Origin of the sequence: Sedimentisphaera cyanobacteriorum, from assembly GCF_001997385.1 — a bacterium.
GTDB lineage: Bacteria > Planctomycetota > Phycisphaerae > Sedimentisphaerales > Sedimentisphaeraceae > Sedimentisphaera > Sedimentisphaera cyanobacteriorum.
In genome coordinates, this window is the sequence record NZ_CP019633.1 from 2,032,786 (window position 1) to 2,047,693 (window position 14,908).

A 14,908-nucleotide genomic window follows, 5' to 3' on the forward strand; every position below is an offset into this window, starting at 1 on the left:
GTTTACAATCCTTGCGTAGGAATATAGAATAACATCAGTGTTTCAACTTCGCTAACCACCCGAAACAGGAAACAGGAAATGAGCTTAAAAATATATAATTCGCTAACCAGAGAGAAAGAGAGCTTCAAGCCGATCAATGAAGGTTCAGTTGGTATGTACGTATGCGGGCCTACCGTTTACGGCGATGCCCACCTCGGACACGCAAAAAGCTACGTAAGCTTCGACATCATCGCCCGATACATCGAATACCTCGGCTACGATCTGACATACGTTCAGAACATAACAGACGTAGGCCATCTCACAGACGACGCCGACGAAGGGGAAGACAAGCTTGCAGTGGCGGCGAAGAAGCAGAAAAAGCATCCGATGGCGCTGGCCGAATACTACACCGCCAGCTACTTCGAGGATATGGACAAGCTCAACTGCCGCAGGCCGGATATCAGCCCGAGGGCCACAGGGCACATCCCCGAGCAGATAGAGCTTATCGAAAAACTTATAGACGCCGGCCACGCATACGAGGTGAACGGCTCGGTATATTTCGATGTTACAAGCTTCAAAGGCTACGGCAAGCTCTCCGGCAGGAATCTTGAGGATATGCTCAGCGGAACGCGTGTGGATGTGAAATCGGAAAAGAAGCACCCCGCAGACTTCGCCCTTTGGAAAAAGGCAGAGCCGAACCATATAATGCAGTGGAAGAGCCCTTGGGGGATGGGATATCCGGGCTGGCATCTGGAATGCTCGGTGATGAGTATGAAGTATCTCGGGGATACAATCGACATCCACGGCGGCGGGCTGGAGAATAAATTCCCGCACCACGAATGCGAAATCGCCCAGTCCGAAGCGGTAACCGAATGCCCCTTCGTGAAATACTGGCTGCACAACAATATGGTTACCGTTGATGGAACGAAGATGGGCAAAAGCCTGAACAACTTCATCAACCTGAAGCAGGTGTTCGCCGGCAGCCATGAACGTCTCAGCAAGGCCTACGACCCGCTTGCTGTTCGTATGCTGATCCTCAACAGCCACTACCGAAGCCCTCTGGACTTCTCCGATGCGGCTCTTTCTGCGGCGGAAAGCGGGCTCGATAAGATATCTTCGGCTGTGAAGGCCGTTAGAAGGGCGGCCGAGAAGGCCCCTGAAGGCGAGATGAATCCGAAGGTGCAAAAGCAGCTTGAGGGCCTTCGCCACCGCTTCGAGAAGGCGATGAACGACGATTTCAACACGAGTGTTGCGCTGTCTGTGCTGTATGAGCTGGTAAAGCTTGCAGAAAAGGAAGCGGGCAAAGCAAACAGGGCATCGCTTAATGCAGTTGATGAGCTCTTCAGCTCGCTGGGCGGGGATGTGCTGGGCGTTGTGCGCGAGAGCTACCCCGAAGATTCCAAAGCGCTTACAGACCTCGCAGACTACCTTATGCAGGATGTAATCGAGAAACGCGCCAAGGCCAGAGCCGAGAAAAACTTCCAAGAGGCAGACCGCATAAGAGACGAGATGGCAAAGTTCGGCGTTACCTTCAAAGACACCCCAAACGGAACTGAATGGGTTATGCAGTAACCGGTTTTCAGCAGGAAATAATGATGGCAAATTTTGGCTTCGGATCAAGGAACGAAACCTTTACCGAAATGTTCGGTAACGGCAGGGGCTTCTATGTGCCGAAATTCCAAAGGGACTACAGCTGGGGCGAAGAGCAGTGGGACGATTTCTGGCAGGACCTCGCAGAGCTTCAGGCATCGGGTGAGAAAGGCTCGCAGGAGCCTGGCGAATCCTTCCATTATATGGGATATCTTGTGCTTGAGGGCTCCGGCGGGAAAAACTTCCGCATAATCGACGGCCAGCAGAGAATCACCACAATAAACCTTATGATACTCTCTGCCTTGAAGGTTCTCAGAGGCCTCAGCGACCAAGAAAACAGCGAAAACGAGCAGAGAGAAGAGCAGATTAGAAACCGTTTCATAGGCGAGATGGATTATGTTTCGCTTCTAACAAACAGAAAGCTCCATCTCAACGCAAACAACGACCGTTTTTACGAACAAACGCTCGTGCAGCTTGAGGATATGCCCGCAAGGAGGCTGAGCAAGTCTAACGATCTGCTGAAGAAGGCCTTTAACTGGTATTATGAACGTATCGCCGAAAGCTGCAAGACCAGCATAGATATCGCAAACTTCATAAGCCGTCTTACCGAGCAGCTCTTTTTCACAACCATCTATGTGCGTGATGAGATAAACGCATACTCAGTTTTTGAAACGCTCAATGCAAGAGGCGTGCAGCTCTCGCCGACAGATCTTGTGAAGAATTATTTCTTCTCAATCGTTGATAACAACGCAGAATATTTTGATGCCGTTGACAGAGACTGGAGAGAGATAATAGAAATCCTGCAGTCTGAGCAGATCCCCGATTTTCTGAGGATATACTGGAACAGCAGAAGAAAGCTTTGCAGAAAGAGCCGGCTTTTCAAATCGCTCAAGAAAGAAATAAAAAGCGAAAAGCAGGTTTTTGATTTTCTCAGAGATTTCCGGAACAACGCAGATATCTACAGGGTGTTCAAAAATCCCGAAGAGGGCGATTTAGACCCCGAACAGAAGATGCTGCTCAAAGAGCTTAAGCTCTTCAGGGTAAAACAGCCCTACCCGCTTCTGCTGAGATGTTTTAAGATGTTTAAGACCTCTGATTTTACCAAAATCCTCAAGGCCTGCAGCATTCTTTCATTCAGGTATAATGTTATCTGCGGGCTTAATCCAAATGAGCAGGAAAAGGAGTACAACAAAATCTGTCTTGAGCTCGACCATGAAAAAGAGGCAGGATTTGTGATTGAAAGGCTTAGGGAGATTATGCCTCCCGACGAGACCTTCAAATCACATTTTGAAACTAAAACGCTGCCGAAAAGCAGGAACAAAATTGCAAGATATATCCTGCTTGAGCTGCCGAAAAGCAGGAACAAATTGGACATAAGCTTTGAAAGCAGTAAGTACGATATCGAGCATATACTTCCGACAAACCCGCAAGAGGAAAACTGGCAGGAATTCAGCAGCGAAAACCTCAATATCTTCAGCGAGCGAATCGGAAACCTCTGCCTGCTTAAAAAGAAAGAAAACCAGCATCTGGGCAATAAACCATACATATACAAGCTCGATGTTTACAAAAACAGCAAATTTAAAACAACACAGGCAATAGCAGAGTACTATCCGCAGCACTGGACACCTGAAGCGATAGATTCAAGGCAGAAGGAAATGGCAAGGCTTGCCTGCGAAATATGGCGGTTTTGAGATTGGGCAAATGCTATGTACAATATTGGAAGAGAAGCAGACACGTTCATAAACGCCAAGGTTGATACAATCAGCCGCGGGAAGACCCGCAGCAATCAGAGCAGAATAAACGAACTCGAAGACCAGCTCGACAGGCTTATCCTCGTTAATCGTGCGCTCTGGGAGCTGCTCAGCGAAAAGACAAACCTCACTGATGACGAGCTTTTCAGCAAAGCTGCCGAGATAGATATGCGAGACGGCGAGTTGGACGGCAAACTCCGCAAGGAGCTGAAGAAATGCGCCAGCTGCGGGCGAACATTAAACCCCCGCCATCAGAAATGTATGTACTGCGGCAGCGAAAACCTCAAAAACGACGCATTTGATGCAATAAAATGAGCAAGATCGAAGAAAAATTGAATATCGTAGAAGAGAATATCCAAGCCGCCTGTGAAAGGGCAGGCCGGAGCAGGGATGAGCTGCGCCTTGTTGCTGTTACGAAAACCGCAGCGCCCGAGCAGGTGGTAGAGGCGGTTCGCCTGGGCTGCACCAACCTCGGGGAAAACCGCCTCCAGCATTTCTCCGAAATCAGGCAGGCCGCAGAAAACAGCGAAGAAATATCAGAGCTTCTGCCCGGCGTCCGCTGGCATATGATCGGCCATATGCAGAGAAACAAGGCCAAACACTTCCTCCCGCTGATGGATATGCTCCATTCGCTCGAATCGCTTAAGCTTGCCGGCGTTTTGAATAAGCTCCTCGCAGAACAGAGGAGAAAGCTTGAGGCGTTCATTCAAATAAACTGCTCCCGCGAAGAGCAAAAGTACGGCGTGCCTGCGAGCGAGGCTGCAGAATTCGCCGCAAGGCTCGCAGAGCATGAGAACATTATACCCGCCGGCATTATGACTATGGCAGTTTTCGAGGCCAGCGAGAAACACCTCCATGAAACATTCGCCCTCGCACGTGAAACACTGACAAAAGCACGAAAAGCACTTCCCGAAAACCTCAGAGAAGGCTTCTCACGCCTGAGCATGGGGATGACAAACGACTACAAAATCGCTGTGGAAGAAGGGGCAACAGACCTCCGCATCGGCTCGGCCATATTCGCCTGAATCAGTTTTGTTTTTCGGCTCTAATTCAATATGTTAGTCAGTTCGGTATCTATCTCAGACCAATTCTGATTGAGGTTTACGATTTGAAGCGAAATCTTTCGGCCTCCTCACCTCCACCCAGAGAATAACCTTAACCCAATTTACAGGAAAGATTTTACACTATCCAAAATCAAGGCTCGATTATTATGTCAAAAAATATGCCGATAAGGCACCTAAGCTCTCTGAGTGGATGGAAGAAAATCTGCCAGAAGGACTGGCAGTGTTTGAATTGCCAAAACAACACAGAAAAAGATTGAGAACTACAAATATGCTCGAAAGACTGCACGAAGAAATCAACAGAAGAACCAGGGTAGCAGGAATATTCCCAAACGAAAAAGCTCTAATAAGACTAATCAGCGCAATAGAAATCGAAATATCAGAAGATTGGGTCGCTGGAAGAAAATACCTGAATATGAATAACGTAATAGAGGACGAAGCCGAGGACGCCAATTCAAATAAAAATCAATTTTACAGAAATAATCTTGCATGATCCTACCAAATACTTATTTATTTACTCGGCTTTGAATAGTCTTATATTGTCGACCCATGCGGCATTGGCTCCACCAATTGTTGAGGCATCATCTGCAAAAGTCCACATAAAAGAATGCACGCCTTCGGTTACTTCAAATGTTTGTAACTGCCAATTGCTTTCGCCGCTCCACCTTTGCTGAACAACTCCATCGATATAGAAATACAAGTAATCATCTTCAAGTTCGCTTGAAACTTTACAAACAAAACTAATACGGTCAAAACCGGTAGTATCGACTTCTACATACATATCACTTCTTTGATTGTTAGTAATCACTTTTGAACGGGCACTAAAGTTTCCCTCAAAAACAGTGCTATCATCAATGATCCAATCAGTATAGTAGTCGTCCCAGTCCAGAGCAGTAAAATCACCTGTTTCAAAATCATCGGTCATAACAGACCGCGGCTGAAAGATCATATCCTCACCCATCCAGCTTAATGCCAACTGTCTAAAATCAAGCAAATTAATTTTGCCATCTGTGTACCAATCGGCACTAGTACACGGCTGATCCGAGGTGCAACCTGTGAACAGCCAGTACTCTGTCAGAGTCAGAAGTTCATCAAAGTCAACTTTCTCTGCAGGCGGCTGCCAGGTCAATTGAGGATAACCGTTCATGAACCAGTCGGCAGTTCCATCACTTTTGTCAAAATCCCAGCCGGCACCGGCAAAGGTTGTTTCATTTGTCATCTCAGCAGCTGGCAGTGACGGATGCGGGCAATTCTTCCAACCAGTCTTCGTGGCATTGTTACAGATATAATAACGGTATCGCCGCCCGTCGGCCTTTTTAGAATACGAGTGGCTCATCCCGCAGCCGCAGGTTTTGCAGCGAATGATGCCTTTCAATATCCCGCCATGTTTGTTGGGCTTGGCGCAGGTTGGCACATTGCGATTGGCGGCAAGTTGGCGTTGCGCCTGCTTGAAGATTTCTTCGGTAATGATAGCTTCGTGTTCGCCTTCGTAAAGAACGCCATCGTATTGCATTTTGCCTGTATAGATAGGATTTTTCAGCAAGGCATGAACGCGATTCTTGTCGTATGGGTGGCCTTTATGTACTGTGCCTTTTCGGGTAACCCATTCCTTGGTATGCCAGCCGAACCGGCGGAGTTCTTCAACTACCGGTAGGACACTGCCGAGCCGCAGGTACATATCAAAAATCGTCCGCACTCGCTCAGCTTCGATCTCATTAATGACGAGCTTGCCGACTTCTGCCGAAATGTCGTATCCGAGCACTGGCCTGCCGCCAGTGTATTTACCTCGCTTGCGTGCCATGGCAATCTTATCGCGTGTACGTTCAGAAATAACCTCACGCTCGAACTGCGCGAACGAGAGAAGAATGTTCAACGTCAGCCGCCCCATGCTGGTGGTTGTATTAAACTGCTGTGTAACCGAAACAAATGACACCCCCTTGGATTCGAAGCGTTCCAGAATTTTTGCAAAATCCATCAGCGAACGACTCAACCGGTCAACCTTATAGACAACCACGCAGTCAATTAAACCGGCATCGATGTCAGCCAGCATGCGGCCTAATGCGGGTCTATCCATATTGCCTCCGGTGAAACCGCCATCATCATATTGATCCGGCAGGCATGTCCAGCCTTGAGATTTCTGGCTGGTGATATAGGCTTCTGCTGCTTCACGTTGGGCATGCAATGAATTGAATTCCTGCTCCAGTCCTTCATCGGTCGATTTACGAGTGTAAATGGCGCAGCGGATTGTCTTGGGTATATCTGTTTTCATTTATTGCCTTTCTTTTTCTTTAGCCCGAAGAAGAGCTTGCCATTCCAATGTGTACCGGTGACCTCTTTGGCGACAGCCGACAAACTGCGATAGAGCTGGCCATTAAATCGCACTCCGTTTTCCATGATGGTTACCACAATGCGCTGGCCTTTGTACATCCGCTCAAGTTGTGTCCCCGGTGCAACGTCAGACTGATTCGAAGTGATTGTCTGCGGCAGCGTCCGGCTGACGGTCTGAGCGTCCTCCGAGGGTGGTTTTGGCCGTGGTGAAGTCATACGAAGCCGATTCAGGTCAGCCAGCTTATTTGCCCGCTCCAGAGCTTCTTCTGAAAGCCCGCCATAGGCGTTTGCCTGCATCTGCCAGAGAATCCGCTTTATGATATGCCTGGCGTGGCGGCTGGTAGTGATCTCACCGAAGACCTTCTCATACTCTTCCCGCAGCTCGGCGATAGAGAGCTTCTCAAGGCGTTTCTGGTGTTGTTCAATTGTCATATTCATTTTTATAGCTCCTTGTGCTCTAAGGGTTTATCGATAGACACATGAAGCCTCGTTTTGCCGGAAACATCAAGTCCGGTTAACGCAGAATCTGCATTTTCTGAAAGGTTTTTGCCGGATTTTGGCGAATTTACGGAGATTCCCGCTAGTCGGCAGGCCGCTTCAGAGAACATCTCGACCAGGATGGCTCGGCGATGAGCGGCAGAGAGTTTTTCGGCATAGCTTGGCGATTTAAGTTTTGACATGTTCAGCTCCAATCGGGGGTTCGGTTTCGGTTTACCTGACACCCGTTGTTAACTCACTGAATTGTCATGCTGTCACGATAGAGCGGGGTTCATGATAGCTGGTTGTTAAGCGAAATCCGGCGGGATGAGAGCTCGCGACCAAAGTGTGGTACGTTTTGAAAAGATAGAATCGTCTGCCACGCGATTTACCCGAAGATGGTTCGATTATGGTAAGAGAGCAAAACAATAGAACTTTTGGCAGAGAGGTTTAGAGAGTTCCGGGCCAGTTCGGCGGAGAATTTACCGTTTTATTGGCAGCCCAAAGAAAACAGAGAGCGGTAGGATAGAACCGCCTTAAGCCATAAATCACCCGAAACCCCCCAATTTTACGCCAAATATGCGGATATTGAAAAAGCCCAGCCATTTCCATGACCGGGCTTCTTCGTTAATCGTTAGCAGTGGATTTTACGCCACTGGTTGTTTTTGGCTCCGTATAAAAACGGCACAGGGGTAAATTAGATAGAAATTTACTGCCATTCTATATTTGGGGCGGTTTACAGATATTATTTTTTGATGCAAAATTAACATAAGGCAATTAATGCCCCCCGATAGCCTCAGCAAAAGGTCATTGTTAAAAGAAATGTGGCGATTCAAAAATATGAAATAAAGATTATTTTCGAGATCTTCTAATGGTAGCAGCTCCTAAAGCACCTAATCCGAAAAGAAGAGCAGTTGTTGGTTCTGGAATTGCAGTACCTTGGTATTGACCTGTTTGAACTCTACCAAAAAATGCAGAATCATATCCTAGTCCAATTTCTCCATTATTGTAAGTCAAATCTTCTAGTGATCCAAAAGCGCCATTAAGCAGTCCACCATTACCAGTAAATGTTCCATCTCTATTGAAGTCAAGGAAATAATTTTCTCTTGAACTTGGAGCATCTTTAGTTGTAAGTAAGAAACCAATGTTTCCATTGTCTAATTTATAGGCTTCTGCACCAGTAGGTGTTCCATATTGTGATCCTAAAACTCCAAAGTTGATTGTGTCAGTAACTAAAAGAGAATTCAAATCCCATTCTTTTCCAATAATTTCATTATTGCCATTCACTGCGAATGAATATGCTTTATTTTCACTAGCTAGAGCTCCAAGACCGAATGAATTCAGTCCAGCACTTCCTAGTGTGCCTTGCGAACCAAAAGGAGCAAAATTACCAGTATTATTATCCATTCTATAAATCACATTATCAATTCCTAAATGTAGTGTATAATCATTTCCTAAGGACGCAGCATCCTGCATGGTATGTTCATTAGAATATTCCGCAGTCTCTTGGAAGTTTCCAGAGAAATTCTTATCTAGTTTAAAAGTGTCGGAGTTTCCGGTTAAGTAGAAATCATCAGTTGCTTGTGACATACCGTATATCGGTCTATCCGTCAATGTGGACTGATCAGGATTAAATGACACTATCGCACCATCAGCTTTCTGTGCACTTCCAACAAGTGCTGCAAGACCTACTAAACCACCAGCAAGGATGTTTCTTAGTGTTTTTTTAAATGACATTTGAATATTACTCCTTAATAATAAGCTGACATTTCCCATTTAAACTGTTAAAAACATAAATTCTAATAACGATATCCTAATTTTACAAAATTCAGACCCGCAGGGTCAATAAAATTTTATTCCATGCCTAGTTTTACTCAAAACTGTGTACATGTACGTCTTCAGCAAAAAACTAATGGGGACAGTCACCTATTTTCTTAGTTAATAATCCTATTATACTTCTCCCTTTAAATACCACAACACAAACTTTGACAAAATTTATCAGCAAATGCACTATGAAAGGCAGATGTTAGAAATTAGATGGTAGAAATTAGATTTTTTAATGGGTAAGGAACTTTCTGACCCGCGGATCCTTCGCCTGCTAAAGCAGGACACGAAGAGCTGCGAAGCAAAATCCTAAATCAAAAGCTATAAATCCGAAAAATAAGGAATCGGCTTAGCCGATGCTTTAAAAAGGGTTGTCATGCCGACCGAAGCGGTGTCCGAGTGAATGTGCTTGTTCTGCCCCTGCACATTGCCCCTCTATCTCTGCCTTCTTGTCTTCCTATAAATCCCGACCTCCTTGATGAAGATCGCAGCCTTCTCGTCTTCGCAGGCAAAGCGAAAGCGAACCTTTGCATCAGTCGAGAATGTTGCAGAATTGTGTTCGACCCGGATATATCCGTAGTCGGTCGAGCGATTGTTGAAATCGCCCCTGCCAGGTCCGTATCCTCGCTCGAATTCCCGCAGATTCACCCAATCACCATCCGACCAAAGATCGACAAAGAGTGTTCCACCTGACGCCACTCCCTCTGGCAGGTAGCGAAATGCAATCTTCAGTTCCTCGCTTGAGGAAAGGTCTATCGTTTCCCGATGTACCATTTGAGAACCTGGCGTCATTCGGACCGCCTCTTTCTCCGGATCGAGGGAGCAGTGATTGCCCTCACAAGCGAACCCTTCGAGGTTTTCTGTGAATGTCGCGCGGCGTATTTCATCGAACTGGTTTGGAATGTAGATATCGTTGAGAAATCGGATGACGGCGCCAGCCACTCCTTCGGGATCATCTTCAGGTGAATAGTGACCCGTCCTGAATTGCGGTTGCTCCAGACCAAATGCGCCTGGGGTGCTTGAAATGTATTCGTCTCGCCGATTCTGCACATCGGGCATGTCCATGCTCTCCCAGATGACCAGATAGGGCCTGTCATAGGAGGAAGTCAGAAAATCCCAGGCTTTCTGATTGGCCTTCGCTTCCGGCCAGGTGGCATCTTCAGGGACCATTTCAGGAAATGCGCGAATCGAAGCCTGATAGTCACCCGTTGGATAAGGAGCGTCGTAGCCTCTTTTCTCGGCGTCCGTGCCGGGAGGCAAGCCCATGTTCTGCCGGACGTCATTACGGAAGACCACCGCGCCGATAGGAACCTTAGGAACCGAACGGACAAAACTTCGCCAGCGATCATGGCGCTTTGCGATTCCCCATCGCCCTCGGTTCAGTCCCGCATTCCCATTGATGAATCCATCAAAACGATCCGGGTAATGCTCCGCCATCAGGCGCGCGCCCAGCGGATGCCCGTAGTCGTGACCGAACAAAACGACTTCTTTGAGAGCGAGTTCAGGGTCTTCGTCCAGTTGCTTGAACGCCTGCCGGATCCACTCAAGGTGGCGATCATACGTGTAGTCGGACTCTTTTGCCGGTTTGTCGGATTTCCCGTGGCCGACATAATCAATCCTAATCGTCCGATAACCCGCTTCGTTGATCAGCGGAACGACCTTGCGAAAGAGATACGACCATGACGGGTTTCCGTGGAGCATCAGCAAGGTGGGCCGATTGGCCGGTCCGGAGACCGCGTAATGCATGCGGATTCGGCGGTTGCCGTCTGGCAGATTCGGATCATCCACATAGAGATAACGCGGCTCGAATGGATAACCGCGCAGATTGGCGAAGTGCTCATCCGGAGTGCGCAGCAGTTCCATTGCGCCGTTCTCGGGGGCCTTCTGCTTGCTCTGTGGACTGTCGGCCTTGCGCGCATTCTTCTGGAAAAACTCCCACATGAGGTCATTAGCGGAGATGTCCTTGGTGGACTTCCCCAAGAAGGCTACGGGCGGATTCTGACCCGGCCATGTGTGTCCGCCACCCTCAATCTTGATCAGCACCACTTCCGATCCGTCCCGGCCGTTGCCCCAAGTCTTTCGCACGACCTGCATCCCATCGTCGGCGACATCCGGCAACTTCTGAACTCTCGGAACCGGGCCGCAGCCGTTCGCCTTCACCCAGGCCTGGATCGAGTGATCCACCGAGAAGAACTCGGGTCGGAGGAATGCCGGGACGTTCGGAGACCCTTTCCCCTTTCCACCCTTGAACGGGGCCAGCTCGTCCGCCGTCCCGTGGAAGTGGATGACCGACACCGGCCGAGAGGGGGTGCACGTCTCGGTCCCCATCGGCCCGCCGACCGGAGCGATCGCCGCGAACCGGTCGGCCAGTTCGGACGCTACCCGGTACGCCATCATCCCACCGTTGGAGATGCCAGTTGCGAAGACCCGTTCCTTGTCCACATTCACGACTGCTTCCAGGTCGCCGAGCAAAGCCTTTGTGAACCCCACGTCGTCGATCTTCTTCCGCTTGGCATACCCACCGACGTTGCCGGCGTTGAACGTCAGATTCTTATCTTTGTCGGTCCCACTGCCGAACGGGTAGACGACAACGAATCCGGCGTCATCCGCCTTCTCGTTAAGACCGCTCAGCCGGATCATACTCTGCGGGTTGCCGCCGCCGCCGTGAAATGCGACTACAACTGGCGTTTTTCGATCCGCTGTGTAATTCGGAGGAACGTGGATTCGGTAACGGCGTTCTTGTCCTTCTACGTCAATGGTCCGGGTGCGATCGCCCGCTCCGAAGGCGCCCCCGGCTTCCTCGGGCTGCGCAGGACGACGCATGGATCGCGCGATCGCACCGGCGAATTCCCGGAAGCTGAGCAAACCGTCGTTGTCTAGGTCAGCCCCCTCCAGACGCGATTCTAACCGTGGGACGGTTTTGAGTTCAGTCGCCGATAGCTGACCGTCTTTGTTGGCGTCCAGCCGCTCAAACCCTTGCCGCAGGCGGGGGCCGTCCTGAGCGGCCGCACAACAGACCAAGAAATACAGCAAGCATAAAAGGACGGATGTCTGTCTCATGTAAGATTCCTCCTGTCTATCGCCAGAACGACAACAATCACCTCTTGGGGTGCCTACACGACAACAAGGTGAATGATTTTGTTCAGTTTCCTATTTCATGATGCCTTTGAATATCCAGGCGGTGTTGTGGTTCTTGCGATCGTTGGCCGCGCCGTCGTAGCCGCCGGTGTAGAATTCGCGGGTATTCCAGGGCGCGAACTCGAGGGTGCGGGTGGAGACAAGCAGCGGATGCGGATCAAGGTTCGGATCGAACACGCGGACCGTGTCGTAGGTGGCGTCGGCGTGCCGAATCAGCAGCCAGGCGGCGCGGGTGTCGTTGGGCTTGATTCCCGCCACGGTGACCCAGTGGATCGGTTGGCCGGTAACCGGATGCCGGCCGGGAACGAGGCGGTTGTAGGCGACCAGCCTGCCGCCGCGGAAGTTGCCGAGCTGCTCTTTGAGGAATTGCTGGGAGTTGAGTTCATCGGTGACCTTGTGCCCATCTTCAGGGTCGATGCGGAGGATGCGGACTTCCTGTTCTCTGGAGCCGAGTATGACCTCGTGGGTGCCGTCGGGCGCGGCTACGGCTGTTATTCCGCGCAAGCCAGCGCCGGGCCGCTGTTCCGGTTTCCAGCGAAAGACCGCCGTCCACCTCGGCTCGGGGCCGTCGCGACGTACCAACAATCGCGGCGACACGGAGGCGTAGAGCCGGCCGTTGGCCACGGCAAAACCCTGGCAGCGCTTAAACGGGCTGTCATCAAAATCGGGGTTCGCATACTCCGGCGTCGATTCCCACCGGATGCGCCCGGGCACGGTAGCGTCGTAGCTGCCGCGGTAGACCTCGCCGGCGCCGGTGCCCGCAAACAGGTATTCGACGCCGGTCTTCGCGTCCCGGTGAAAGCCGAAGGCGCGGATGTAGGCCCGGTTCGCATTCGTCACGATCCGGCTTTCGTCCCACCCGCCCGATCCGTCGTTTCTGACGAAACACACGAGCGCGCCCGACCCCCGGGAACGAATCAGCCCGGCGTCGGCAACGAGCAGGGTAACGGGCGATCCCAGTTTCTCGCCACGGTGATCGACCGAGAAGGTCACCGAGTCCATCGCGTTGATTCGAAGAGCCCCCGAGAAATTGTGTTCCAGGCGCCACAATTGGTCGGGCCCATCCTTGCGGAGGATCTGCGCGCCGGGCCGTGGGTCGCTGCCGGGTTGATCGGTCCAGTAGCCGAGACCGGCGAACAATTTTCCTTCGTGCGCAACCAGATGCATGGTCTCGGTGCCGCCCAGGAAATGCCCCTCGGGATCGCGCGTTCCCGCAAGATAACTATGTTCGAAGGTCACGCTATTTTGGCTCCCCGCGCCCTCACGATCGGGCGGTTCCGCAGCGTAGGCGGTGATCCGGGCGGGAAATCGCGAAGCATCGTCGCCAGCGTGCAGCCGCATGATCAGCGCTGTCATCGGATCGTCCACCGTGCCAATGAAGGCATTGATCTGACCGTGATCAAGCGGAGCGACATCGATGGCTTGCGCCGGCGTGCAAGCCTCCCGGAGCGCGCGTGCGAAGTCCGGCGCGAAGCGGTTCAGGAGCATCCGCGTGCCGCCGTAGAAGATCAGGGTGGGCGGAATCTGCTTGTCAGGCTTTACGTGCAATCGGGGCGAGGCGTCGCGCCAGTTGGCCGGTTTGTCCGTGAAAGCGTTGTGATAGAGTGCCGTCATGCCTTTGCCGTCTTGCGCCTCGAGGTAGCCCGCGATGTCCAGTGCGGCGGTGTCCAGCAACACGTTGCTCTTGAGGATCGCCAGAGATTTGCCTTCGGCCTTGAGGAAGCGATCGTTCGTGCCGATCAGGCCGGCCAGGTGCGCTCCGGCAGAGTGCCCCATCAAATGTATGCCAGCCGGATCACCCCCATAGTCATCGATGTGATCGTGAATCCAGGCTATCGCCTTGGCGCAGTCCTGCGCGTGAACCGGATGCTGCACGCCCGCGTCGTTCGGCCCTTGCGGCGACAAGCGATAATTGATCGAGGCGTAGATATAGCCGTTACTGACGAAATGGTGCATCTTGCCGCCGACGATGGCTCGATTGGCCTTGTCGCCTCCCCGCCAGCCGCCACCATGAATCATGACAAGAACTGGGCGCCCCGTTTGCGTCGTTTTGCCTTCCGGCACGTAGAGGTCCAAGCTCAGCAGGTTCGGGTCGACGCCCTCGATCTCGTCGTAGCGGAGATCGAGATGGGCGGTGTGCGGGGGTTCCTGCGGCATCGCAGGCGCATTTCGTTCCGTTTCCGTCCTGCGATTCCGCGGCCCCGCGTTGTTGCCCGGCAGTTCGTTCTGCTCGATAACCCCGTCGCCATTGCGATCGAGCCTGTCGAACCAATCTGGGCCACCGGCTTCGGCCTGGGTGAACTTGCCGTCGTTGTCAGCATCGAGTCGTTGGAACAGGCGTTCTTGACGGGTCACCTCAGACTCCGTCTCTGGCAATGCACCGTTCATGGCCGCGGGCGCCGGCCGGTTCTGGCGACGTTCCTCCCGTCGCCAGCTGCGGGCTTCATCCGGGGTGATTGTGCCGTCGCCGTTTGCGTCGGCATCGGCTCCCGCCAAGCGTTCGGCAACCGGGGCAAAGCGGGGCGCCTCCTCGTGCGACAAACTGCCGTTGCGGTCGGAGTCGAGACGTTTGAAGGCGCGGTCGAGACGATCACCGGCGGCTTGGGCATAGACCGGGCCAGGCTGCAGCATCGCCGCGAAACAGACGAGTGCTAGGACAGACTTCATAGCGTCTCCAGGGAAGGCATTGGGGGAACGGAAGCAAGTATGATGGTCAAGCCGATGGTGATGATTACTTTCATGGTGACGAGCCCCTTCATA

The 14,908-nt window shown here is 51.4% G+C and carries 10 protein-coding genes and 1 pseudogene; 5 read left to right on the top strand and 6 right to left on the bottom strand.

Annotated elements, in window-relative coordinates; translation table 11 throughout:
* Positions 1-78: 78 nt before the first annotated feature.
* The 5 genes and pseudogenes from cysS to L21SP3_RS08260 all read left to right on the top strand — a co-directional run.
* The gene (gene cysS, locus L21SP3_RS08240; protein ID WP_077540487.1) at positions 79-1,551 is read left to right on the top strand and encodes a cysteine--tRNA ligase; all 1,473 of its coding nucleotides are present in this window, start codon (positions 79-81) and stop codon (positions 1,549-1,551) included.
* A complete protein-coding gene (locus tag L21SP3_RS08245; RefSeq protein WP_077540489.1) occupies positions 1,536-3,260 on the top strand; it encodes a DUF262 domain-containing protein in 1,725 nt (574 codons plus the stop codon). Before cysS ends, L21SP3_RS08245 begins: the two co-directional genes overlap by 16 nt.
* A 15-nt stretch (positions 3,261-3,275) precedes the next feature.
* On the top strand, positions 3,276-3,635 hold the full coding sequence (locus L21SP3_RS08250) for a hypothetical protein (protein ID WP_077540491.1): 360 nt from the start codon (positions 3,276-3,278) through the stop codon (positions 3,633-3,635).
* Complete coding sequence (locus tag L21SP3_RS08255; protein ID WP_077540493.1) at positions 3,632-4,345, top strand: YggS family pyridoxal phosphate-dependent enzyme; 714 nt, start codon at positions 3,632-3,634, stop codon at positions 4,343-4,345. Before L21SP3_RS08250 ends, L21SP3_RS08255 begins: the two co-directional genes overlap by 4 nt.
* A 172-nt stretch (positions 4,346-4,517) precedes the next feature.
* A pseudogene (locus L21SP3_RS08260) lies at positions 4,518-4,799 on the top strand (transposase); the annotation flags it as partial.
* 96 nt (positions 4,800-4,895) lie between these two features.
* Here the strand turns inward: L21SP3_RS08260 and L21SP3_RS08265 are convergent.
* The 6 genes from L21SP3_RS08265 to L21SP3_RS08290 all read right to left on the bottom strand — a co-directional run bounded on the left by L21SP3_RS08265 (position 4,896) and on the right by L21SP3_RS08290 (position 14,815).
* Positions 4,896-6,650, bottom strand: a complete 1,755-nt coding sequence (locus tag L21SP3_RS08265) for a recombinase family protein (RefSeq protein WP_077540497.1) — start codon at positions 6,648-6,650, stop codon at positions 4,896-4,898.
* Entirely contained in the window at positions 6,647-7,147 is a 501-nt protein-coding gene (locus tag L21SP3_RS08270) for a DUF2924 domain-containing protein (protein ID WP_077540499.1), read from the bottom strand. Before L21SP3_RS08270 ends, L21SP3_RS08265 begins: the two co-directional genes overlap by 4 nt.
* A 2-nt stretch (positions 7,148-7,149) precedes the next feature.
* Positions 7,150-7,389 (bottom strand): hypothetical protein, encoded by a 240-nt coding sequence (locus L21SP3_RS08275; protein WP_077540501.1) that lies wholly within the window; start codon positions 7,387-7,389, stop codon positions 7,150-7,152.
* Between the two features lie 649 nt (positions 7,390-8,038).
* A complete protein-coding gene (locus tag L21SP3_RS08280) occupies positions 8,039-8,923 on the bottom strand; it encodes a PEP-CTERM sorting domain-containing protein (protein WP_161488153.1) in 885 nt (294 codons plus the stop codon).
* 522 nt (positions 8,924-9,445) lie between these two features.
* On the bottom strand, positions 9,446-12,070 hold the full coding sequence (locus L21SP3_RS08285) for an extracellular catalytic domain type 1 short-chain-length polyhydroxyalkanoate depolymerase (protein WP_077540505.1): 2,625 nt from the start codon (positions 12,068-12,070) through the stop codon (positions 9,446-9,448).
* 90 nt (positions 12,071-12,160) lie between these two features.
* Positions 12,161-14,815, bottom strand: coding sequence for a carboxylesterase family protein (locus L21SP3_RS08290; protein ID WP_077540507.1), 2,655 nt, complete (start codon positions 14,813-14,815; stop codon positions 12,161-12,163).
* Positions 14,816-14,908: the final 93 nt, after the last annotated feature.

Bases quoted from the DNA above. Each gene is read 5' to 3' on its own strand.
- L21SP3_RS08280 (WP_161488153.1), bottom strand. From the start codon at position 8,923: ATGTCATTTAAAAAAACACTAAGAAACATCCTTGCTGGTGGTTTAGTA.
- L21SP3_RS08285 (WP_077540505.1), bottom strand. From the start codon at position 12,070: ATGAGACAGACATCCGTCCTTTTATGCTTGCTGTATTTCTTGGTCTGT.
- L21SP3_RS08245 (WP_077540489.1), top strand. From the start codon at position 1,536: ATGGGTTATGCAGTAACCGGTTTTCAGCAGGAAATAATGATGGCAAAT.
- cysS (WP_077540487.1), top strand. From the start codon at position 79: ATGAGCTTAAAAATATATAATTCGCTAACCAGAGAGAAAGAGAGCTTC.
- L21SP3_RS08270 (WP_077540499.1), bottom strand. From the start codon at position 7,147: ATGAATATGACAATTGAACAACACCAGAAACGCCTTGAGAAGCTCTCT.
- L21SP3_RS08290 (WP_077540507.1), bottom strand. From the start codon at position 14,815: ATGAAGTCTGTCCTAGCACTCGTCTGTTTCGCGGCGATGCTGCAGCCT.
- L21SP3_RS08255 (WP_077540493.1), top strand. From the start codon at position 3,632: ATGAGCAAGATCGAAGAAAAATTGAATATCGTAGAAGAGAATATCCAA.
- L21SP3_RS08275 (WP_077540501.1), bottom strand. From the start codon at position 7,389: ATGTCAAAACTTAAATCGCCAAGCTATGCCGAAAAACTCTCTGCCGCT.
- L21SP3_RS08265 (WP_077540497.1), bottom strand. From the start codon at position 6,650: ATGAAAACAGATATACCCAAGACAATCCGCTGCGCCATTTACACTCGT.
- L21SP3_RS08250 (WP_077540491.1), top strand. From the start codon at position 3,276: ATGTACAATATTGGAAGAGAAGCAGACACGTTCATAAACGCCAAGGTT.